Source organism: Faecalimicrobium sp. JNUCC 81 (assembly GCF_053667625.1).
Genome location: NZ_CM132203.1, coordinates 590,418 through 615,358, shown reverse-complemented (window position 1 = coordinate 615,358; position 24,941 = coordinate 590,418). Strand labels below are relative to the sequence as shown.

At 28.0% G+C, this 24,941-nt stretch carries 14 protein-coding genes and 1 riboswitch; of the genes, 2 read left to right on the top strand and 12 right to left on the bottom strand.

Features of this window, described 5'->3' with window-relative positions; all coding sequences use genetic code 11:
• Positions 1–23: 23 nt before the first annotated feature.
• From JNUCC81_RS03025 to JNUCC81_RS03000, 6 genes are all read right to left on the bottom strand, one after another.
• Positions 24–1,097 (bottom strand): mannose-1-phosphate guanylyltransferase, encoded by a 1,074-nt coding sequence (locus JNUCC81_RS03025; protein WP_454095252.1) that lies wholly within the window; start codon positions 1,095–1,097, stop codon positions 24–26.
• A gap of 21 nt (positions 1,098–1,118) precedes the next feature.
• On the bottom strand, positions 1,119–2,822 hold the full coding sequence (locus tag JNUCC81_RS03020; RefSeq protein ID WP_454095251.1) for a phospho-sugar mutase: 1,704 nt from the start codon (positions 2,820–2,822) through the stop codon (positions 1,119–1,121).
• A 21-nt stretch (positions 2,823–2,843) separates the two neighbouring features.
• Complete coding sequence (gene murJ / locus JNUCC81_RS03015) at positions 2,844–4,394, bottom strand: murein biosynthesis integral membrane protein MurJ (RefSeq protein ID WP_454095250.1); 1,551 nt, start codon at positions 4,392–4,394, stop codon at positions 2,844–2,846.
• 66 nt (positions 4,395–4,460) lie between these two features.
• On the bottom strand, positions 4,461–5,522 hold the full coding sequence (locus JNUCC81_RS03010; RefSeq protein ID WP_454095249.1) for a cell wall-binding repeat-containing protein: 1,062 nt from the start codon (positions 5,520–5,522) through the stop codon (positions 4,461–4,463).
• Positions 5,523–5,614: 92 nt separating this feature from the next.
• Positions 5,615–6,277, bottom strand: a complete 663-nt coding sequence (locus JNUCC81_RS03005; RefSeq protein WP_042271300.1) for a sugar transferase — start codon at positions 6,275–6,277, stop codon at positions 5,615–5,617.
• Between the two features lie 156 nt (positions 6,278–6,433).
• Positions 6,434–8,419 carry a cell wall-binding repeat-containing protein gene (locus JNUCC81_RS03000; protein WP_454095248.1) on the bottom strand — a complete coding sequence of 662 codons (1,986 nt, stop codon included), beginning with the start codon at positions 8,417–8,419 and terminating at the stop codon, positions 6,434–6,436.
• A 228-nt stretch (positions 8,420–8,647) separates the two neighbouring features.
• Here JNUCC81_RS03000 and JNUCC81_RS02995 point away from each other — a divergent pair, with 228 nt between their 5' ends.
• Positions 8,648–9,253, top strand: a complete 606-nt coding sequence (locus JNUCC81_RS02995; protein ID WP_454095247.1) for a superoxide dismutase — start codon at positions 8,648–8,650, stop codon at positions 9,251–9,253.
• 223 nt (positions 9,254–9,476) lie between these two features.
• Complete coding sequence (locus tag JNUCC81_RS02990) at positions 9,477–10,673, top strand: S41 family peptidase (RefSeq protein WP_454095246.1); 1,197 nt, start codon at positions 9,477–9,479, stop codon at positions 10,671–10,673.
• A 106-nt stretch (positions 10,674–10,779) separates the two neighbouring features.
• On the opposite strand, the gene JNUCC81_RS02985 is transcribed toward JNUCC81_RS02990, so the two are convergent.
• From JNUCC81_RS02985 to secA, 6 genes are all read right to left on the bottom strand, one after another.
• Complete coding sequence (locus JNUCC81_RS02985; RefSeq protein ID WP_454095245.1) at positions 10,780–11,883, bottom strand: acyltransferase family protein; 1,104 nt, start codon at positions 11,881–11,883, stop codon at positions 10,780–10,782.
• Between the two features lie 275 nt (positions 11,884–12,158).
• Positions 12,159–14,591, bottom strand: coding sequence for a cell wall-binding repeat-containing protein (locus JNUCC81_RS02980; RefSeq protein ID WP_454095244.1), 2,433 nt, complete (start codon positions 14,589–14,591; stop codon positions 12,159–12,161).
• A gap of 70 nt (positions 14,592–14,661) precedes the next feature.
• Positions 14,662–14,745, bottom strand: a riboswitch (cyclic di-GMP riboswitch).
• Between the two features lie 391 nt (positions 14,746–15,136).
• Entirely contained in the window at positions 15,137–17,356 is a 2,220-nt protein-coding gene (locus JNUCC81_RS02975; RefSeq protein ID WP_454095243.1) for a cell wall-binding repeat-containing protein, read from the bottom strand.
• A gap of 161 nt (positions 17,357–17,517) precedes the next feature.
• Positions 17,518–19,740, bottom strand: a complete 2,223-nt coding sequence (locus tag JNUCC81_RS02970) for a cell wall-binding repeat-containing protein (RefSeq protein WP_454095242.1) — start codon at positions 19,738–19,740, stop codon at positions 17,518–17,520.
• A gap of 135 nt (positions 19,741–19,875) precedes the next feature.
• Positions 19,876–22,092 (bottom strand): cell wall-binding repeat-containing protein, encoded by a 2,217-nt coding sequence (locus tag JNUCC81_RS02965; protein ID WP_454095241.1) that lies wholly within the window; start codon positions 22,090–22,092, stop codon positions 19,876–19,878.
• 343 nt (positions 22,093–22,435) lie between these two features.
• Entirely contained in the window at positions 22,436–24,778 is a 2,343-nt protein-coding gene (gene secA, locus JNUCC81_RS02960; protein ID WP_454095240.1) for a preprotein translocase subunit SecA, read from the bottom strand.
• Between the last annotated feature and the right edge of the window lie 163 nt (positions 24,779–24,941).

Genomic DNA, 24,941 nt, shown 5'->3' with positions numbered 1-24,941 from the left:
AGTAATCCCTCCTTTATTTAAAACTAAATATATTCGTGTCTATTTTTTTCTTTTAATTGATCTACTATCTTTTTAACATCTTGAGCTCTATCTTTTCTACATACCATAACAGCATCATTAGTAGAAACTACTATTAAGTCGTTTATTCCAACTGTAGCTATTAATTTATCATCAGAGTATATTATAGAGTTTGATGTATCTATAGTAACAAAATCTCCTCTTTTAATGTTTCCTTCACTATCAGTAGGATATATTGCACCTAATGAATCCCAAGATCCAACATCGTTCCATCCAAAATCTCCAGGTACAACTACAACATCGTTACTTCTTTCCATTACGCCATAGTCTATAGATATAGAAGGGATAGTAGGATATATTCTTTTTATAGCTTCAGCTTCTTTTTCAGTTCCTAAGTACTTAGATAATTCTTCTAATTTATCATATACTTTTGGTAGATATCTTTTAAAGTCTTCTAATATTTTAGAAACCTTCCATACAAACATACCACTATTCCATACATATTTATTAGAAGCTACGTAACTTTTAGCTACTTCAAAATTTGGCTTTTCAACAAACTCTATTACTTCATAGGCATCCTTTCCTATGCAATTTTCCTTATCAAAATTTATATATCCATATCCAGTTGATGGGAAAGTAGGAGTTATACCTATTGTAACTAATTTATCATTGTCTTTAGCCACATCTATAGCCTTTTTAAGTACATTTTCAAAACCTTGTTCATCTTTTATATAATGGTCAGCAGGATATACACACATTACTCCATCTCCATGCTTTTTCATTATATTAAAAGCTGCAAATCCTATCGCTGCTGCCGTGTTTCTTGCAGAAGGTTCTGGTAATATATTTTCAAAGTTACATTTATCATTTACTATATGTTTAAGTGCATCTACTTGCTTTTCATTAGTAACTATAAATAAATCTTCTTTTTTAGCTAATGAATCTATTCTATTTATAGTTTCATTTATTAATGCATCTTCACCACTTAAGTTAATAAGTTGTTTAGGAACTTCTTGTCTACTTAAAGGCCAAAAGCGAGTTCCGCCTCCGCCAGCCATTATAACGTTATATACCTTCATAATCTTACCTCTTTTCTGTATCTATATAGAATCAACTATTTCTGTCATAGAAGTCATTAATTTAGATAGTTTTAAGTTAACACTGTCTAAATTTTCACTATTAGTTCCAAAATAGAATTTAATCTTTGGCTCTGTTCCTGATGGTCTTACAGCTATCCAAGAACCATCTTCTAATAAGAATTTAAGTACATCAGATTTAGGTAGTTCATCTACACCCTTTTTATAATCTAGCACATCTTTAATCTTTATATCTGCTATTTTATCCATTTTAGAATTTCTAAAATAATTCATTATTTCTTTTATTTTTTCTATACCTTCTATACCCTTTAGCGTTATAGATTTTAAATCTTCCTTATAATACCCAAACTTTTCATAAGTGTCTATTAAACCTTCGTATAAACTTAGGCCTTTTGATTTATAATAAGCTGCCATTTCACATATTAAAAGTGATGAAACAACACCATCTTTATCTCTTGCGTGAGTTCCTATTAGGTATCCATAACTTTCTTCATATCCCATTATGAAAGACTTTTCTTGACTCATTTCAAAGTTATTTATTTTTTCACCTATAAACTTAAATCCTGTTAAAGTATTTAAAGTTTCTACTCCATAATGTTTTGCAATTTCTGCTCCAAGTTCTGATGTAACTATAGTTTTTACTATCACTGGATTTTTAGGTGATTTATTTTTATTAGCTAAACTTTCAAGTACGTATCTAACTAAAAGTGAACCTACTTGATTCCCATTTAATACTATATACTCTCCATTAGAGTTTTTAACAACAACTCCAACTCTATCACAATCTGGGTCAGTTCCTATTATTAAATCTGCATTATCTTCTTTTGCCAAATCTATTGCTATACTAAATACAGATTTTTCTTCTGGATTTGGATAAATAACAGTCGAGAAATTAGGGTCTGGATTTTCTTGTTCTTTAACAACCTTAACATTTTCAAATCCAGTTTCTTTTAGAGCACGTCTTATAGATTTGTTCCCTGTTCCATGGATAGGTGTAAATATAACCTTTAAATCTTTTCCGTATTCATCTATTATATCTTGATTTATTATTTGAGACTTAACTGCATCTATAAATTCTTTATCAACGTCTTCATCTAATGTTATTATCATTTTTTCATTAACTGCTTTATCAAAATCAACAGTTTTTATAGTACTATAATCTTCTATTTTATTAACTTCAGATATTATTTCATTTGCCATATCTATGCAAACTTGTCCACCGTCACTACCATACACTTTATATCCATTATATTCTTTTGGATTGTGGCTTGCTGTAATTACAATTCCCATAGCACAATTTAAGTATCTAACTGCAAAAGATAACTCTGGAGTTGGTCTTAATTCATCAAATATGTATGCCTTAATACCAGAAGCTGCTAAAGTTTTAGCTGCCTCTATACAAAATTCTCTAGACATATTTCTACTATCATAAGCTATTACAACACCTTTATCTTTTCCAACCTGTCCCATAGCTTTTTCTATGTAATTGCAAACACCTAAAGTAGCACGTCTAATTGTGTATATATTTATTCTATTAGTACCTGCACCTATTATACCTCTTAGTCCACCTGTTCCAAACTCTAAGTTCTTATAAAATCTTTCTTGAATTTCTTTTTCATTATTTTCTATACTTAATAACTCATTCTTTGTGTTTTCATCAAAATAAGAAGATTCTACCCATGCCTTATATTCCTTTTTATAATCCATAATCTTATCCTTCCTAAACAATTATCTTTTTAATATTTTATTTTTAGTTTTATTTATAATATCAAATACTAAATTTACTTCTTCAACCTTAAAAATCATAATTAATAGTCCATATACACCTGCCCCTACTATAACAGAACATGTAACTGAAATTATATCATTTAATTTTCCAGGTTCCATTACACTATATAGGCTTTTATATGCAAATATTGTTACAACTCCCATTACAATAGCTGCTACTAAACTCTTAATACCTGTAATTATTATTTTATCTCCTCCAAAGTAACCCGTTTTCTTTTTAAGAGATATAAATAAAAGTATAATAGTAATAATAGAAGCAATACTTGTAGATATTGCAATACCTATATATCCTAATGGTTTTATAAGTATTAAATTTAAAATAATATTCATTACTAAAGCAATACTTCCATTTATCATAGGCGTTTTAGTGTCAGATAAAGAGTAAAATACTCTAGTTAGTATATCTCTTACTCCCATAGCTACTAAACCAAGTGAGTAAAATCTTAATGCAGTATATGTCATATAAGTTGATTCTGCATCAAAGGCTTTTCTTTGAAATAGTAGCCTAACTATTGGTTCAGCTAGTACAATGGCTCCTACTGTAATCGGTAGTACTAATAAAACAATGCAGTTTGATGATCTTACTATAGTGCTTATAAAATCATCCTTATTCTCTGAACTAGTCATTTGAGCTAACTTTGGATAGATAACAGTTACTATTGATGTAACAAATAAAGCCATAACAAAATCATTTAATTTACTAGCATAATTTAAAGCTGATAATGGCCCATTACCTAAACCTGAAGCTAACGCTTTATCAACAGTTGTATTTATCTGACCTATAGCTACACCTATAAGCATCGGTAGCATAAGAATTATCGCATTTTTTATATTTTCATCATTTATATTTAAATAAGTCTTATACTTATAACCTTTCTTAATGACAAATGGTAACTGGAATAACATTTGACTTGCCATACCTAAAAGTGCACCCATTGCCATTACAATAGGATTAGTTTTAGTACTTATAGCAATCGCTGATATTATAAAAATATTATATGGTATACCAATTAAACTTGGCACTGTAAAGCTTTCATTAACTTGTAAAAATGTGCTTAATATTTTACTAATACTTAAGAATATTACTCCTACTATCATAATTTTAGTAAAGTTAACAGCAAGGGTAAATTTATCACCTTCAAATCCACCTGCAAATATATTTATAAGTTGATCTGTAAATAAAAGCCCAAGTGTTGCAATTACTATAGATAATATTGCTACGATATTTAGCATATTATTAGTAAATTTAAGAGCCCCTTCTTCACCAAGTTTTTCTTTTGTATCAAAATATATTGGTACATATATTGTAGCTATTGCCGAACCTACAACTGCAATAATAAGACCCGGTATATTTAACGTTAATATAAATACGTCAGAATATGCTCCCGTTCCATAAAAGCTAGCAAGTGCAACTTCTCTAAAGAAACCTAGTACTTTAGATAGCATCGTTGCAATCATAATCCAAAGCGCTGCCTTAGCTGTTTTTGACATGTCTTTTTCTCCTTATATAATAAACTTTTTTTGAATAGCACAAAAAAGCTTTTTGAAAAAAGCTTTTTAAGATTGATATTTAAATGCTCTTACAACTATTATTACTAATAATACTATTAATATCATAGCTGATATAAAATTTTTACTCATTAGGGTATTAAATATACTATATTTACTAACTTCAGATCCAACTTGTATTATATCTTTTACATTAGATTTCTCTATGAATTTTTCTTGAGGATGAGTAAAAGAATCACTTGTAATTAATATTGGTATATTTTGTTTAGCCGCTACTACACCTAAAGATATATATTTTGATGAATCAGAACGATTTCCATATTCAACACTCGCAGTGTATAACTTATTTATATCACCTTTATGTAAATCTTTTATTGTATCAATATTAGTGTCAAATTTATTAATATCTTTTACAGCATCAATGTCAGCTTTAATTTTAGCTTTACTATTTTCAACTTCATAAACAAATTTTTCTGAGTCACCTACAACATAGACCTTTTTAATTTTGTATTTTCTAATAAAAAATTTAGTATCTTTAAAATCTCCATCGTTAAACCATAAAATTGGAGTATTTTGTTTAGCTGCTTTATCATATATAGACAATGCATTTTCAAGACCTGCTCTAGAGTTTATTAAGTATATTTCTGATACATTATTAATTTTATTAAGTTCCGAAGCAATTTCCGTAGCAGTTTCAAATCTATTTGTTCCGCTAATTCTTTCTACTTCTATCCCCATATCAGTTAATTTTTTCTCAGAAGTTTTGGACACAGCTTTTAAACCACCAATTATAGTGATTTTTTTTACACCTAAATCCTTTATATAGTCTATTGTCTTTTTATCTATCTTTTTCCATTCAGTAGTTATTATAGGTGCATCCTTTGCATAGGCAAGAGGTGTAGCACTAATACCATCTACTAAAGATTTTTCATTTATAAGTATTGCTTCATCAGCTTTTTTAAATACAGATTTATTTAGCTTCATAGATATTTCACGTGTTTTACCTTCTATAAGCTCTTTTTTATAGTTACTATCTGCAAAAATATTTAATGTTGATGATGTAAAAATTAATAAACTTAGCGATACTGCCGATATAGTTTTCTTTATCATCTATGCTCATATCCTTCTTTTTAAATTTTTTACTTCAATATAAAAGGGCTCTTTATAAGAGCCCTTTATAGTCAATAATCTAATTTTTAAAATTATCTAGCTCCATCTCCTGTTAATACTACAGCTACTGTTTTGAATAGTATCTTAAAATCTAGAGAAACACTCCTATTTCTTATATAATACATATCTTCTATAAGTTTTTCCTCAGGAGTAATCTCATATCCACCATTTACTTGAGCCCATCCAGTAAGCCCAGGTTTAACAGCTAGTCTATTAATAAATCCAGGTATTTCTTCATTAAATTGAGCCGTAAATGACGGTCTTTCAGGTCTTGGTCCGATTACACTCATATCTCCCTTTAAAATATTAAATAACTGTGGGAGTTCATCGATTCTTGTTTTTCTGATAAACTTTCCAACTTTAGTAATCCTTGGGTCATCTTTTTCAGCCCATTGAGCACCAAATTTTTCTGCATCGGTTCTCATAGATCTTAACTTGTATATATAAAATTTCTTTCCATTTTTACCTAGTCTTTCTTGTTTATAAGTTATTGGCCCATTATCTTCTATTTTTATAAGAATTCCAAATATAAGTATTAAAGGCACTCCAATTATAAGGCCGATTAATGAAAGTACTATATCTAATATTCTTTGATATGCATCAAACATCCAATTTCCTTTAACTTCACTAGAATCAATAGCATTTTTATATTGCAAGTAATTAAATTCATAACCTTCACCAGTATATCCAGTCATAATTACCTCCATTTTAGCATGTTAAATCTTATAATAACATTTTTTGACTTATTTCTATATTATACTCAATTATTATAAGTTTATCAATATAGTAAATATTATTGTAATAATATAGTAATTGTTATTATAATGATAAAACAAACTAGAATCTGTGCACTAATTTAATGTCTTTTCTATACCTTTACCAATTTGTGTTCCCATTAGTTGTCTTTCATGAAGTTCATCAACTAATTGTTGATCTTTTGGACTATCTATAAATGAACATTCAACTAATACTGAATCAGCATCTGTTTCTCTTAATACATGTAAATAATCTCTTCCATCTTCAAGAGTTCTAGTTTTAAGACCTCTTTTAGTTAAGTTAAATTTTTCTAATATACTGTTGTAAATATTATTTGCTAATGTTTTAGTTGGTCCACCATTTTTATCTTTATTTTTGTAGTATACTTCAAGTCCATTAGCCTCTCCATTGAATGAGTTAAAATGTATACTTGTAAATAAATTTGGCTTTACTCTATTTGATAAATCAGTTCTTTCTCTTAAACTCATAGTTACATCTTTATCTCTAGTCATAACTACATTTACATTATTTTTTCTTAAATAATCAGCTGTAGCTAATGATACATCTAGAGTATAATTCTTTTCTACTATTGATTTGTCTACTTTATTTGGTGCACCAGTATCACTTCCACCATGACCCGGATCTAAAACTACAGTTTTTGTTCCACTATTATGAAGTGATAATTTATATGCAATATCACCTATTACACCATCTTTAACTCCTCCACCAACTTGATAAACTACATCAGCAGTTTTATTACTTAAATTAGTATTGTGATAACTTGGTATGCTATCAGTCTTAGTTATAAGTATTGGAGAGCCTAATTTAGCAGCTAAAGGACCTGCTGTTAATGCATCAACTAAAATATCTCCTTTAGCTACTAAAACTGAATTTAATTTTTCGTTTGGATAAAACTTTGCCATTACTTTTGCATTAGTTTCATATCTATCTTTTCCATATACTCTATTATTATATACACTTTGCCCACTAGCTGGAGTAGTTATTCCTGCAACTTGATGTATAACATCTGTAGTCAAGTTATTCTCTCCACCTATGAAATATGCATTTTTTAAATTTTCATTTTTTAACCAATTATAAGTTATCTCTGGTAATTTAGTTTTTTCACTTAATATTATTGGTTGTTTATCTTCACCAGCTTTTGCAGCTATTGTAAGTGCATCTACTTCACCTTGATAACCATTAGCTATAAATATCTTTTCTACATCATGATAATCATCTATCTCTTTAGCTATTTTTAAAGAAGTTTCATATCTATTTTTACCTGCAATACGAAGTACATTTGAAGCTGTAATAGTCTTTAACTCGTTTTCTACATTATTAGAAACAACACTTTCTCCACCTATTATTATTATGTCTTTAGGATTTAAACGTGCTAGTTCATCTTTTGTATTTTGTGGTATACCGCCATTATTTGTTAAAAGTATTGGTGCATTCATTGTAGTTGCAAGTGGTGTTGCAGTTATTCCATCTGCTATAGCATTTCCATTTACTAAAATCACTTTATCTGCTCCATCTTTCCATCCTTCTTGGCTTATTTTAGCTGCTGTATGAGATCTATTGTCACCAATAAGTTTTTTTACTGGAGCTGACGTTTTTTCAACATATGAACTGAAATATTTCTTATTAGTTATTATGTACTCTTGAACTATATTATACTCTTGTAAGTTCAGTCCTAATTCTTCTAATTTTTGCTTATCTAATATTTGTTTATTTTCTCCATTTATGGTGATATTTTCTATTTGCCATACATTTAAGTATTCTGGGTCTTTATTAAATTCTATTATTCCTTCATATGAGTTTGTTTCAGGATTGAATTTTAAATTAGCTGAAAGTGGCATATCATAACATAAGAAGTTTATTGTTATCGAATCTGCATTTAGATTTTCTTTGAATTTTATACTTATTTTTGACGTATCTCCCAATACTACAGTTGTTTTTTCTAAATTTATATTAATATTTTCATTATTTTCTAAGTTAGCACTAGTTGCAAATGATACTGTTGGTGCAACTAATGATGTGGCTATTAATCCTGCAGCCATCATTTTTATTGTCCTTTTCATAAATTACCCCCTATTTTTCGTTAATCGTCTTAATTATAACATAATAGGAAATCATTGGACACCATTATACAGAAATTTTACATCTTGATTTTATAAAAATAGACAATACTTTTTATATTATCTGTCTTGTGTAATTGTTACAATAAAAATATATTTAACTAAATTGGTTTACTTAAGGAATGTAATGGGAATATATAGAATATACTAATAAAAAAAGAGGTGCTTAAAATGTATGATAAAATAGTATTACCCTATGAATTTAATGAATTAGAACCTTATATAGATGCTCAAACTATAGAAACACATTATAGTAAACATCTACAAACTTACGTAAATAATCTAAATAATCTTTTAAAAGGTTATGAAGAGTTTACTGAAGGAAAAACTTTAGAAGAACTTCTAAAAAATGTATCTGAGTTACCAGAACAAATTAGACAAGGTGTTATAAATCAAGGTGGTGGAGTTTATAACCATAACTTATACTTCTCTATTTTATCTCCAAGTGCTTGTACTACTCCAAAAGGAGACTTACTTGAAAAAATAAATCAAACTTTTGAAAGCCTAGAGAATTTAAAAGATGAACTAAGTAAAAAAGCTATTGCTCAATTTGGTTCAGGATATGCATCTTTAGTTATGGATAAAAACAAAGACTTATTTATAAAAGCAACATCAAATCAAGATACTACTCTTCAAGATGGATTAGTTCCTATACTTACAATTGACGTTTGGGAACATGCTTATTATTTAAAATATAAAAACCTTAGACCTGATTATGTTAAAAACATATGGAACGTAATAGACTGGGATAAAGTAAACGAATTATATAACAAGTAAAATAATTGTAATACTTTTAAATAAAAGAGTTTATATAAAGTGTATCATCATTTTATATAAACTCTTTTTCTATTAATAGATAATATTAATTGCCTTCTAAATTAGATGATAATACTATATTCAAAGTTATAATTATAAATATATATTATTCAGTAAACTAGATTTTACTGTAAAGTGATGTTACAATGTTTAAGATTATTAGAACAATAAGGGTGTGAATATAATGAAAAGAAAAGTATTATTTACAATAATTATTTTTATATTTGTAATTTTTCTAGGTACTCGCTTTTATAATAAATCTGATCAACTATCTACTAAAGAAAAGGTAAGCGATTTTAAATATGTGTACAATATCATAAAAGATGGATATCCTTATTTAGATGTAAATATGAGACGTAATAATATAAATTGGTTAGATAATAAAGATAAATATCTAAAAAGAATTAAAGATACTAAAAATGATGAAGAATTTATAGAAGAACTATCATCTATATTGTCTGACTTAGGTAATAGACATACTGAAGTCATAGATAATAAAAACCGATATGAACTTTTTAAAAAATCATATTCAAATAATAATTGGTATGATTTTCTTGATGATAAAAAAGTTGTAGATAGATACAATTCTATAAGACCTAAAATTAAAATATCTAAAGATATTTTCTTAAAAAAAGAGCTAACTTTAAAAGATATAGTTAAAGATGAAGTTGGATACATATATTTGCCATCAATGGCATCAAGAAATGGATCTACAGATAAAGATTTAAATATGATTGGGGACTATATCAATGCATCACGCAAATATAAAGCCTTAATCATCGATATAAGAGGTAATTTAGGAGGAAGTGATAGCTATTGGCAGGGAATAGTTTCTAGGCTTATAAAAAATGATACTATCATAAATGGCTATAGAGTCTATAGAAATAATAGTAAAATAGTTAAGAAATATACCAATGTAAGAAATATCGGCCTAAAACCTATTGAAAAGTTGCCTCAAAGTATATTAATTAACGCACCACAGGAAATTTTTAATGATTTTAGTGACTTTGAAGAAGCATCCTATACTATAAAAGCTAAAGATAATTTAAATTTTGAAGGAAATATATACTTACTTATAGATGATAAAGTATATTCATCATCAGAGTCATTTTCTATGTTTTGTAAAGAAACTAATTTTGCAACTTTGATAGGAAAAACTACTGGCGGAGATGGCAGAGGACTAGATCCTATTTTATTTAAACTAAAAAATAGTGGTTTAATAGTTAGAATGGCAAGTGGTATGTATTTAAATAAAGATGGAATATGTGATGAAGAATTTAAAACAACTCCAGATTTTAAAGTTAAAAATTGTGAAAGAACTAGAGATTTCAAAGATGATAACTGTATAAAAAAGGTATTAGAGCTTGAAAATATTAGCTAATGCCGATTTATCTCTTATCAACAGTCTATTACTGTATACTTACATTTAACTCATCCTATGGTGGAGTAATGTAAGTATACAAATTCATTAACCAAAATACTCTTGCTTAAATTTTTATAAATTTATTTTTTCTATACATATAAAGCATTATAATAATCCAAATTACAGCATATAAGCTTGAAAATATTATAGAATCGTAAAAATCACCTGCCCAAGGTGTTATAAACTCATATGTTACCCATGCTCTAAATCCAACAACTTCATTATTAAAATCACTTAATATATTTACCTTCCATAAGGTTTTGCTAATAATTTCAAGCATCATATAAGTAAATATAGGGCTACTACCAAGTGCTATAATGGGAACAAGTGTCTTATACTTTTTCTTCATATCGCATATATAATAAAATACTGAAAGTATAATACTAAAAACTCCACCAGTTAATAATACAAATGAACTTGACCATAATCTTTTATTAAATGGAAAATATTTATTAAATATAAATGCACCTATACTAAGAGCAATTCCTAATAATATCATTCTAGTTAATTTATCTTTTTCTAATTTTTCTTTATCCGTAATTATACACCCTATAACACTTCCCATAAGTACTGAAGATATGGATACTATTGTTGTAAGTATTCCTTCAGGATCAAAATTTTGCTTATATAAATTCCCATTAAGTAAATTAATATCTACTATTTGAGCTAGGCTACCTTCCATTTCAAACCCATATGTTTTTGCTATTATGTAGTATAGAAATATTATTGATAATGATATACTTAATAATATTGATACTATGTTATTATTTTTGTTATTTAATTTTCTTATTCCTAAATAAATTATACCACCCATTAGATAAGTTATTCCTAGTCTTTGTAAAACGCCCATTATTCTAATGCTGTTAACATCAGAATTTGATAAGTAGTTTAAAAACAGTCCAAATAGTACCATTATTATGGATCTTTTTATTATGTCTGTTATTATTTTACTATTTGAAACTTTCTTTTTTATTTTATTGTTTATTGATATCGGTATTGATACTCCCATGCATATTATGAAAAATGGAAATCCAAAATCAGCAAGTGTTACTCCATTCCACATTGCATGTTCTAATTGTATGTATCCTCTTTTTACTCCTGGATTGTTTACAATTATCATAAGTAATATTGCTAGTCCCCTAACTACGTCTATTGATTTTATTCTCATTCTAATCCCCCTAAGATTTTGATTATGGCTTTTTTATTATATACCTTTATCTGTTCTTAGGCTATTTATTTAATTTAGTTTTTTAATTTGATTAATTAAAGTAACTATATGATATCGATGATATAAGTATCATATTTTCAGATAAATTAAAAAGATTATCGAGTTTTATAATATAAACTCGATAATCATTTATTACTTTACTTTGTCTACTCCAAAGTTAGTTTATATATTTTTTAGATAGCATTCCTACAGTATGCTATTTCTCTTTTTACACCTTAATTATTTATTTTTTCAAGCGTCTCTAATGTTGAATTATTATCTATTTTTATAGTAATTTTTTCTTCTGTTGTTCCATCCCAACTTATTTTTAATGTATCAGTTTGCCCTGGTCTTAGTACTTGTTGGCGATATACTAAGTAATCTGTTTCATCAAATATCTCTTTTGGGTATTTTTTACCATTTTTAATTAGATATGCATCATCTGTAACTGTTTTATTCTCTGGAGCTATTATTTTAACTTCCACATAATTTCCTGGTGTTCTAACACCGTCTTTGAAGTATGGTATTACTCCACTAAATGTATTAATTTCAGGATCAAAGTTTAAACCTTGACTACTTGCTACAAAGTCTCCTTTTTCTACTCTTAATAATTTATCTACTTTATTTGACCATCTTATACATGTTTTTTCATCATCTTCAACCACTTCTTTAAGATATCCATCTGCTACTACCCAATCCAAGTCTAGTGTTGCTTTATCTGATTGAATTTGTACATCTTCTCTAAATTCGCAACCTTCTCCTACTTTAAATAAAACTTCTCTTTCTTCATTAGCTTGACCTTTATCTACATTAACTCCATACCATGCATTTCCTTCTGTTACTAAGTTTGTAGCATTTACCGTTGATCCATTCACTAATAATCCACCCTTAGCTGAGTTCTTTATTGTTACATTTGATAAACTTCCTGTTGAATTATAGTATTGTATACCAAATCCTTTTGCATTCTCTATTGTTAGATCTGATATCTCAACATCTTCTTTGCCTGCTACTTGTAGTGCATGATCTGTAGTAGTGCTATCTACTGTTATCTTTTTCCCTCTTCCATCTAAGCTAGTTGTTATATCTATAGTATCATTTAATATTATTGTTTTTATATCCGAATTATCAATAGCTTTAATTAACTCAGCTTCATTAGATGCATTAGCAGTTGTAACTACAGTTGAACCTCCAGATGAGCTTCCTCCACCCGTTGATCCACCTGGTCTATTTCCGTCTAAACTTGGATTTTGACTTCCCGTTGGATTGTTAGTTATAGTACCACTATTACTTATAATAGTGCCTGATGCATCATTTTTTATATTAGTTACTGTACCATCATTTACTATTTCTACCTTACTAGCACTTCCTTGAATTTCTATATTAGAAATAGTTGCCCCACTAGCATTTTCAACTTTTCCTCCTACAGAATCTTTTACTACTAGTTTAGATATAGTTCCTTTATTTACTATTTTCGCATTTGGTGCACTTACAGTTATCGTGTTTTCGTAGTTTCCTGATAAGTTTATGGCTATTTTTTTAGTAGTTGTTATAACTATTTCTTCATTTATATCAGCTCTTGTAACTAGATTCATATCTATAACATCATTCGCATCAGCTTTAGCCAAAGACTCATTTAACTGTACTACAGTTTTTACATTGTATGTAGTAACCTCTTGCATAGATCTTAATTGATCAAATCCAGCTTTATTACTTCCTCCTCCAACTTGAGTTATAGTCTTAAAAGATTTAGTATTAGTTACATCTTTTTGTTTTTGATTTAATCCGTTTCTAACTAGTACAACTGGTGAATCATTCTTAGCAGCAAGTACACCTACAGCTAATCCATCTATTAATTCTGATTCTTTAGCCATACCATCTTTAGCTACATAAGCATTCTTTAATTCTTTTTCTGTATAGAATGTTTCTATAACTTTTGCATTAGTTTCATTTCTATTTGCGCCATCTAATCTTTTAGCGTTTGGAAATTTATTACCTATTTCATTTGATACCGCACTTGTTCCCCCTATTATATAAGAAGTTTTTATATCTTCTCCTTTTATAAATTCATCAGATACTTGTGTTCCTTTACTTGGGTGAGAAAGTATTACTGGCATATCTTTATCAGCTGCAACTGGCGCAACACTTATTGCATCTACTAAACCTTTATCTCCATTTACTACAGCTATTTCAGATACATCTTTTGTACTATCTAATCTCTTTGCTATTTCTAGAGAGGTTTCATATCTAGTATTTCCCCAAATTCTATCTACTGATAATTTTTCAGCTTTTAGAGCATCTTCTACTGATTTTTTTAATACATTTGTTCCACCTATTAAATAAACTTTTTGTACACCTAATCTCTTTAACTCAGCTTTTATTCTTTCATCTAATTTATTATTTTGAGTTAAAAGCATTGGAGCATCTTTGGCTTCTGCAAAAGGTGTTGCAGTTAATGCATCTGCTAATGCACTATCATTTACAATTACTGCTTCTTTAGCGCTAGACCACCCCTTTTTACTTATTTCTATTGCTGTTTCCCATCTACCTTTTCCTACTAAAGTTTCGCTAGCTGCACCTTGTGCTGCATCCACAGTTGTTAAGTTTCCTAATCCACTTCCTGCTACTAATGTCACAGTAAGAAGTGATGCTATTTTCTTTGGTAATTTCATTATATTTCCCCCTTAGTTTTATATAAAAAGATACCAGCTTAAATAAAAAATATAGATATCTATATTTTTTATTTAAATTAGTCTATTTCACTACTAACTCCATATAACCCAAGTGACCACATACAGATTATACTTCTCAGTTCCTAAATTTTATTTTTATAATATAAAACATCTTTATTTCACTTTAAATTTATTTTATTATATTATGATTTTATATTTTAACATTTTCCTTTTCAATCTAATTTATTCTATTTTTTACGACATATCTATATAGGTTTTTATTTATTATTACAATGATAAATTCTCAATTAAATTTTCATCACTGTAACAAAGTTTAAATTCGAAAAAACTTCTAATTTTGTCGTCTTTTATTTACTTTTTTAGTTAGCTTTCTAATTTTACTATTTTTATTTAATTAATTTTATAAAATTTACGTTTTAACTTATTTTTTATTTTTATTCTATAATAATTTTAAGTCAAAAATAACTCAAGCAAATGGAATACCTATTTGCTTGAGTTAATAAATTTCACATTATATTTTTAAATCATCTTATAGATGATATTACATTTGAGTTTATATTTCCACCTACTTCTATTATGTTTTTATATCCACTTTGTTTAATAGCTTTAACCTGAGATGCAGTCAATTTATTAGTTCCTATTACTATAGGTGCATTTTTCATACCAGCTAAATTCCCTACTGATAATGCATCTATAAGCTCATCTGATTTAGTTATTATTATAGTATCTATATTTTTATGGAATTTTTCAACTACTTTTGCATTAGTTTCTTGTCTATTTGCTCCATATATCCTATTACTTTCTAAACTATTTCCAGCTATGTTTTCTAAACTACTTATAATATTTATCGTCATAACTTGCTCTCCACCTATTATATAGATATCTTTTTTTCCAAAATTAATTATCCATTTAGTAATCTCTTCATTTAACTTATTTCCATTAGTTATAACTATAGGTTGTTTATCTTTACAAGCTTTCGATAATATACTCATAGCATCGGCTTCACCTTTATATCCATTAACTAAATATAAACTCTTTATATCACTTATATTTTGTATATACTTAGCTATTTGTAGTGAAGTTTCTTCTCTATTATCTCCAGCTATTCTTACTATATTTTCTTTAGATATATTTGTAGTATTTGATATTTCATTTACCACACTTTCTTGTATAGCATTAGGTCCACCTATTATATAAATTTTAGATGGTTTTAATCTTTTTAGTTCATTTTTTGTCTCATTTGGTAATTTATCTTTACGAGTTAGTAAAGTTGAAGAATTGGTTACTGACGATAATGGTCCTGATGAAAGTCCATCAGAATAGCTACTTCCATTGACTAAAACTACTGAATCTGTTTTATTTTGAAATGCTTCTTGGCTAATTTTTGCCGCTGTATCATATCGATTAGTTCCTATTATTTTTTTAACTGGTATATTTCCAATATTACTAGTATCAACATAAGCTATATCTTGGCCTTTATTTTCAGGTATTTTTATATCTTTATCGATTGAAGGATGTAGTACTACACAACCTCCACCTCTTAAATCTGTTCCTTTACCAGCATATATTCTTGGTACTATATCATTAAATCCATCTTCATTTTTAAATCCATATTTTCCACTTGGTTCATTCAACACTAAAGCTACTCTAAAGTTTGTCATAAACTCTCCAAATGTCATATTGGGATCAATATATTTTTGAATAATTGATTCTACCGATTTATAATTACTTTGTGGGCTATTTAATATTTCTTTATATATATAATCTCCTTGTCCTACTTGTATTCTTAGATATTCCATGAATAAATAGGATAATGCATAATTTGATACTGTATCTCCATTATAATCCCAGTATAATAATGAGTGACCATTGGCTATTGATTTTGATTTGTTATAATAATTTATTCTATTTTCTCTTGGCTTTTTTAGATAAACTTGTTCCGCTGCCAATGATAAACCTTCATCTAGCCAAGTTTCCATATCTTGTTTATTTCTTTTTAATACATTTTCATTATAATTTACCATATGTTGAAATTCATGAGCTAAAACTGGATATATTTTTGAAAGGTCTTTTTTATTACCTGTACCCATAGCTGGATAAGTATCAATATAAAACATTTCACAATGATTAGAATTTTCTACATCATATAAATCTTTGGGACTAAAATATCCTTGTGTATATACATTAGTTTCTGCAAAGTTATCTACTATATCGTAACAAAGTATATTTATCTTTGAGTCATTATCTACATCGCTTTCGTATCCAAAGTTATTTCTTATAGTGTTATAAATATTATTTTCAAACTCTTTACCTATACTTATTGCTTCGTCTCTAGTAATGCTATCTTTATATACCCATACATTGACTTTATATCCTGCATACTCTAAGTTTGCAGTTATTTTATATTCACTTCCATTTCTAAAATTGGTTACATTAAATTCTTTAGTATCTTCTACCATAAACATAGATTTAGATTTATTTAATGGTATTTTATCAGGAGTAATAAGAGATGTATTGGATTCATAAAATGGTATCACAGTGTCTATAGGGTGCATTCCGTCTAGGTCTCCATCTTCTTCACCTGCATAGTCATTTTCATTTATTGTCCCTGTATTTTGCAGTTTTTCTATATTCGTTGATTCGTTATTTATTATAATGTATCTATCTTCACTGCTTGTACTAGCATAAATCATAGAAGAACCTAGAGCCATAATTAATATTATAGATATGACGATTTTTTTCACTTCAATTCCTCCATTTTGGCCACTTTTAGTCTAGCCATTTATTTTAGGTTCTAGTGTATATTATGATTGCTCGACATTTTAGGAATCTACCATAAAAGGAATATTTTAATATTATGACTTCTAGAATTCTATGTTTGTTTTATATATCTCTATATTTTAAATTATCTTATAGATGATATTACCTTTGGGTTTATATTTCCACCCACTTCTATTACATTTTTATAGCCACTTTCTTTAATAGCCTTAATTTGAGATTCAGTTAATCTATTTGTTCCTATAACTATAGGCGCATTTTTAATACCTGCTAAAACCCCAACTGATAATGCATCTATAAGCTCATCTGATTTAGTTATTATTACTGTATCTACATTTTTATAGAATTTATTAAATACCTTAGCATTAGTTTCTTGTCTATTTGCACCGTATATTCTATTTTGTTTTAAATTTGTACCTACTACTTTTCCAACATTATTTATAAAACTTGGAGACATAACTAAATCTCCACCTATTATATAGATATCTTTAGCTCCTATATTTTTTATCCATTTTAAATTTTCATCTTTTAACTTATTACCATTAGTTATTATTATAGGTTGTCTATCTTTACTTGCCTTTGATAATATACTCATGGCATCGGCTTCACCTTTATATCCATTAACTAAATATAGAGTATTTACATCACTAATATTTTGCATATATCTAGCTACTTGAATTGAAGTATCTTCTCTATTATTTCCTGCTATTCTTACTATATTTGATTTAGATATTTTAGTAATATTAGATATTTCATTTATTACGCTATCTTTTATAGCATTTTCTCCACCTATTATATAAACTTTAGATGGCTTTAATCTTAACAGCTCATTTTTTGTTTCATTCAGTAATCTATCTTCACGAGTTAGTAAGGTAGAAGAATTAGTTAATGATGCTAATGGCCCTGATGAAAGACCGTCAGAGTAGCTACTTCCATTTACTAAAACTACTGAATTTGCTCTATCTTTAAATGTTTCTTGACTAATTTTTGCTGCTGTATCATATCTATTATTTCCTATTATCTTTTTAAGTTGAATATCTGACATATTATCAGTATCAACATAAGCTAAATTATTGCCTATGAAATTATCTACTTCTACGTTTTTACCTTTAGAAGCATCTAATACTATAGATCCTCCACCTCTTAAATTTACTCCGCTTCCATAATATATACGAGGTATTATTTGATTAAATCCATTTTCGCCTTTAAATCCATATTTACCAGTTGATTCATTAATTGCTAAAGCCACTCTAAAGTTTGTCATAAATTTTCCAAATTGAATATTTGGGTCAATATATTTTTGTATAACTGATTCTATTGCTTTGTAATTATTTTGAGGATTTTCTATTATTTCTTTATATATAGAATTTCCGTGATCTGCCTGTATTCTTAAATATTCCATAAATAAGTATGATAATGAATAGTTAGCTAGTGTGTCACCATTATAATCCCAGTATAATAATGAGTGACCATTAACTATTGCTTTTGATGTGTTATAATAATCTATTCTATTTAATATTGGTTCTTTTAGGTATATCTGTTCTGCTGCTAATGATAAACCTTCATTCATCCAAACATCCATGTCTTGTCCATTTTCTTTTAATACATTCTCGTTATAATTAACCATATGTTGAAATTCATGAGCTAAAACTGAATATACCTCAGAAACATCTTTTTTGCTTCCCATACCCATAGATGGATAAGTATCTATATAAAACATTTCACATTTATTAGAGTTTTTTACATTATACAAATCCTTTGGACTAAAATATCCTTGAGTATATGCACCAGTTGCTTCAAAGTTATCTATTATATCATAACAAAGTATGTTTATCTTTGAATCACCATCTACATCACTTTCATTTCCAAAGTTATTTCTGACAAGGTTATAAATATTATTTTCAAATTCTTTACCAATACTTGTCGCTTCACCTTTGGTAATACTATCTTTATATACCCATACATTAACTTTATATCCAGAGTATTCTAAATTCGCACTTATTTTATATTCATTATTATTTTTAAAATTGGTTACATTAAATTCTTTAATATCCCCTACTATAGACATGTTATTAGACGCTTTAGATTCTAATATCTTCTCAGGAGTGACAAGAGGTGCATTGGTATTGTCAAATGGTATAACTTTATCTATAGGATGCATACCACCTAAGCCACCATATTCATCTTTTGAATAATTGATTTCATTTACCGGACCAGTACTTTGATAATTTCTTGAATCTGTTGATTCGTTATTTATTATGATATATCTATTTTGGTTATTTGTATTAGCATATATCATAGAAGTACTTAGAGCCATAACTAACATTATGGATATAGCTATTTTCTTCAATTTAACCCCTCCATTTATGCACATTAACGAACTAGTCATTTTTAGTTCTCATTTATCCTATGATTACTAGACAATATGTGACACATGTTTTAGGTTAACATTTTAAGTTATAGACTCTAAGATTCTATTTTAAAATTATCTTATAGATGAAATTACACTTGGATTTATATTTCCACCTACTTCTATTATATTTTTATAACTACTTTCTTTAATAGATTTTATTTGAGATTCCGTTAATCTATTTGTTCCTATAACTATAGGTGCATTTTTCATACCTGCTAAAACACCTACTGATAGTGCATCTATAAGTTCATCTGATCTAGTTACTATTACTGTATCTACATTTTTATAGAACTTATTAAATATTTTTGCATTGGTCTCTTGTCTATTTGCACCATATATTCTATTTGCTTCTAGATTTGTACCAACTACTTTTCCAACATTACTTATAAAACTTGGTGACATAACTAAGTTTCCACCTATTGTATAAATATCTTTAGTTCCTGCATTGTTTATCCATTTTAAATTCTCATCTTTTAACTTATTACCATTAGTTATTATTATAGGTTGTTTATCTTTACTTGCCTTTGATAATATACTCATTGCATCGGCTTCACCGTTATATCCATTAACTAAATATAATTGATTTACACTTCCTATATTTTGCATATATCTAGCTATTTGAATTGAAGTGTCTTCTCTATTACTTCCAGCTATTCTTACTATATTGGATTTAGATATTTTTGTAGTATTGGATATTTCATTTATTACACTATCTTTTATAGCATTTTCTCCACCTATTATATAAACCTTAGATGGTTTTAATCTTAATAATTCATTTTTTGTTTCATTTGGTAGTCTATCTTCACGAGTTAGTAAGGTAGAAGAATTAGTTAATGATGCTAATGGGCCTGATGAAAGTCCATCAGAGTAACTACTTCCATTTACTAAAACTACTGAGTCTGCTCTATCTTTAAAAGTTTCTTGGCTAATTTTTGCTGCTGTATCGTATCTATTATTTCCTATTATTCTTTTAAGTTGAATTTCTCTCATATTACCAGTATCCACATAAGATAAGCCACTACCTCTAAAATTAGCTACTTCTAAGTTTTTACCTTCAGAAGCATCTAGTACGATAGAACCTCCTCCTCTTAAGTCCGCTCCACTTCCAGCATATATACGAGGTATTATTTGATCAAATCCATCTTCCCCTTTAAATCCATATTTACCTGTACTTTCATTTAGTACTAGTGCTACTCTAAAATTTGTCATAAATTTTCCAAAAGTCATATTTGGGTCTATGTATTTTTTTATAACAGATTCTATTGCTTTGTAGTTATTCTCTGGATTATCTATTATTTCTTTATATATAGAGTTACCTTGACCTGCTTGTATTTTTAAGTACTCCATAAATAAATATGATAATGAATAGTTAGCTAGTGTATCTCCACTATAATCCCAATATAATAACGAATGACCCTTAGCTATTGATCTTGATCTATTATAATAGTTTATTCTATTTAATCTCGGTTCTTTTAGATATATTTGTTCCGCTGCTAATGATAAACCTTCATTCATCCAAACATCCATATCTTTTCCGCCTTCTTTTAACACATTTTCATTATAATTTACCATATGTTGAAACTCATGTGCTAAAACTGGGTATACCTCAGAAATATCTTTTACACCACCTGTGCCCATAGATGGATATGTATCTATATAAAACATTTCTCCGTTATTAGAGTTTTCTACATTATATAGGTCTTTTGGGCTAAAGTATCCTTGTGTATAAGCGTTAGTAGTCTCAAAATTATCTATTATATCGTAACAAAGTATACTTACTTTTGAATTTTTATCTACATCACTTTCATTACCAAAATTATTTCTAATAGTATTATAAATATTATTTTCAAACTCCTCACCTATACTTGTTGCTTCTTTTTCTGTAATACTATTATCGTGTACCCATACATCAACTTTGTCTCCTGAGTACTTTAAATTTGCAGTTATCTTATAGTCACTTCCCGTTTTAAAATTAGTAACATTAAATGATTTACTATTTCCTGAAGTAGACATACTTCTAAGCATATGTTTTGATGCATCATTAGGTGTAGCAAGAGGTGCATTAGTATTATCAAATGGTATAACTTTATCTATAGGATGGATTTCATCCAAGCTACCATATTTTTCATTTGCATACTCAATATCATTTATTGGTCCTGTGCTTTGATAATTTCTTGTATCTGTTGATTCATTATTTATTATAATGTATCTACCACTTGCTGCACTGGCATATATGGTAGATGAACTTATAAATAGTGCTAACATTATAGATATAGCTTTCTTTTTCATGTCAATTCCCCCAATCTGAGCCAATTTTTGAAACTCATTTTTAGTTATATTTTCCTAAATATAATTATTCGACTTAATTCATCATATATTTATATTTATTGACTTATAATTTTATTTCCATTGATATTTTGACTTTCATAACGGTTACAAACTTGTAATTTTTTTCATTTTTGTGTTCTACATCCACTCGACTTTTTCATATGCTTATAGTATAATCAAATTAAGGAATTAAGAAATTTCTAACATCTCTTATTCCGTATTTCTCACATTAAAAGGCCTTGGACTTTGTCCGAGGCCTTTTGCTTTCCTAAAATTAAATTTAGCAACGTATTGGAGAATTACCTTAGCTAAATTTATATAGATACTTAACTGTTTCTTTTCTTATAGTATCATTTAATTCTTCAAACATATCATATCCTTGGATAGTATATTCTTTAACTGGATCTTTTTGACCTATAGCAGCAAGACCTATGCATTGTCTTAGTTGATCCATAGCATCTATATGATCTATCCAATGAGTATCTACTACTTCTAATAATACTTTCTTTTCTAATGTTTTAAGTTCATCCATACCTACTACAATTTTTTTGAAATCATATACTCTCTTTGATAGGTCATAAGTGTATTCTATAATTTCTTCCACACTTTTTTTATCCATATCTGGAATTAATAAAGTATTCTCTGGCATAAAAGTACTATATAAACTCTTTAGATATCCATAGTAATCCTTTTGCTTAACTAAGTATCTATTTGCAGTTTCTTCTATAACTTTTCTAACCATATTTTGTATTTCATCTTCAACACTTTCATCATCTAAAACTTTATTTCTTTCAGCATAGATAACTTTTCTTTGTTCATTTATTGTATCATCGTATTTTATTACATTCTTTCTTATTTCAAAGTTACGTCCTTCTATTCCTCTTTGTGCTCTTTCTACAGCTTTTAGTAGATTTCTATTTTCTAGTGGTTGTCCATATTCAGATTTAATTCTCTTAGCAATTTTTTCTATACTACTTCCACCATAAAGTTTTATAACTTCATCTTCTAAACTTACAAAGAATCTTGATGTTCCAGGGTCTCCTTGACGTCCAGAACGTCCTCTTAGCTGATTATCAATTCTTCTCGTTTCATGTTTTTCAGTACCTATTACATATAATCCACCAAGTTCTTTTACCTCATCTTCTTCAACAAGGTCTCCATCACCTAAAGATATATCAGTACCTCTACCTGCCATATTAGTAGCTATTGTTACAGCTCCTAATTTACCAGCTTTTTTAACTATATCTGCTTCTTTTTCGTGGTTTTTAGCATTTAATACTTCATGCTTTATACCTTTTTTACTTAATAAACCTGATAAATATTCAGACTTATCTATAGAAACCGTTCCAACAAGTACAGGTTGCTTAGTAGCATGTATCTTTGCTATTTCATTTACAACTGCTTCATACTTTTCTTCTTCAGTTCTAAATACTAAATCATTTAAGTCTGCTCTTAAAATTGGCTTATTAGTTGGTATTGTAACAACGTTTATATTATACGTAGATTGAAACTCTGCTTCTTCAGTTTTAGCAGTACCAGTCATTCCTGATAATTTCTTATACATTCTAAAGAAGTTTTGGAAAGTTACTGTAGCTAAAGTTTTTGATTCTCTTTTAATCTCAACTCTTTCTTTAGCTTCTATTGCCTGGTGAAGACCATCTGAGTATCTTCTTCCATCCATTATTCTTCCTGTAAATTCATCTACTATCATTATTTCATTATTTTTTACTACATAGTCTACATCTTTTTCCATTAATTTATTAGCTCTTAAAGCTTGATTTATATGGTGATATATTTCTATGTTTTCTATATTAGTTATATTATCGATTCCAAAGAAACTTTCAGATTTTTTAAGTCCACTTTCTGTAAGTGCTATTGTATTATCTTTTTCTTCGATTTCATAATCTTCTTCGATTAAACTTTCAACAAAAGCATTTGCTATATCATATAATTTAGTACTTTCTTCTCCAGTACCAGATATTATAAGAGGTGTTCTAGCTTCATCTATAAGTATAGAGTCAACCTCATCTACTATTGCAAAGTTTAATTCTCTTTGAACTTTATCTTCATTTCTAGTTACCATATTATCTCTTAGGTAATCAAATCCATATTCATTGTTAGTTCCATATATTATGTCACAGTCATATTGTGCTTTTCTCTCAATTGGGTCTTGGCCATGTATTATAACTCCTACAGACATTCCTAAGAATTCATATACTGGTTGCATTATTTCTTTATCACGTTTTGCTAAGTAATCATTTACTGTTACAACGTGTACACCTTTTTCTGATAAAGCATTTAAATAAACAGGAGCTACTGCCACTAGTGTTTTACCTTCACCAGTTCTCATCTCAGCTATTTTTCCTTGATGCAATACGATTCCACCTATAAGTTGTACTCTGTATTGTCTCATACCTAGTACTCTTCTACATGCTTCTCTTACTGCTGCAAAAGCTTCTACTAAAATATCATCTAAAGTTTCCCCTTTTTTTAATCTTTCTTTAAATGTATTTGTCATATTTTTTAATTCATCATCATTAAGACTTTGAATTTTAGCTTCTTTATCATCAATAGCATCTACTATTTTATTTAATATTTTTATCTCGGCTTCATCTGCTTTGTTAATTATTTTGTCTAAAACTGACATATCTTACTCCTCCTTAAATATACTACAGTTTATATTATACATTAATTATAGGAATAATTGTCCCATTTTCGATTTTTAGTAGACATTTTTTGCAATATAGGGTACAATTAAAAGTACTTAAAATAGAAAACATCTCTTTTTTAAGTATTTCTCACACAAAAAG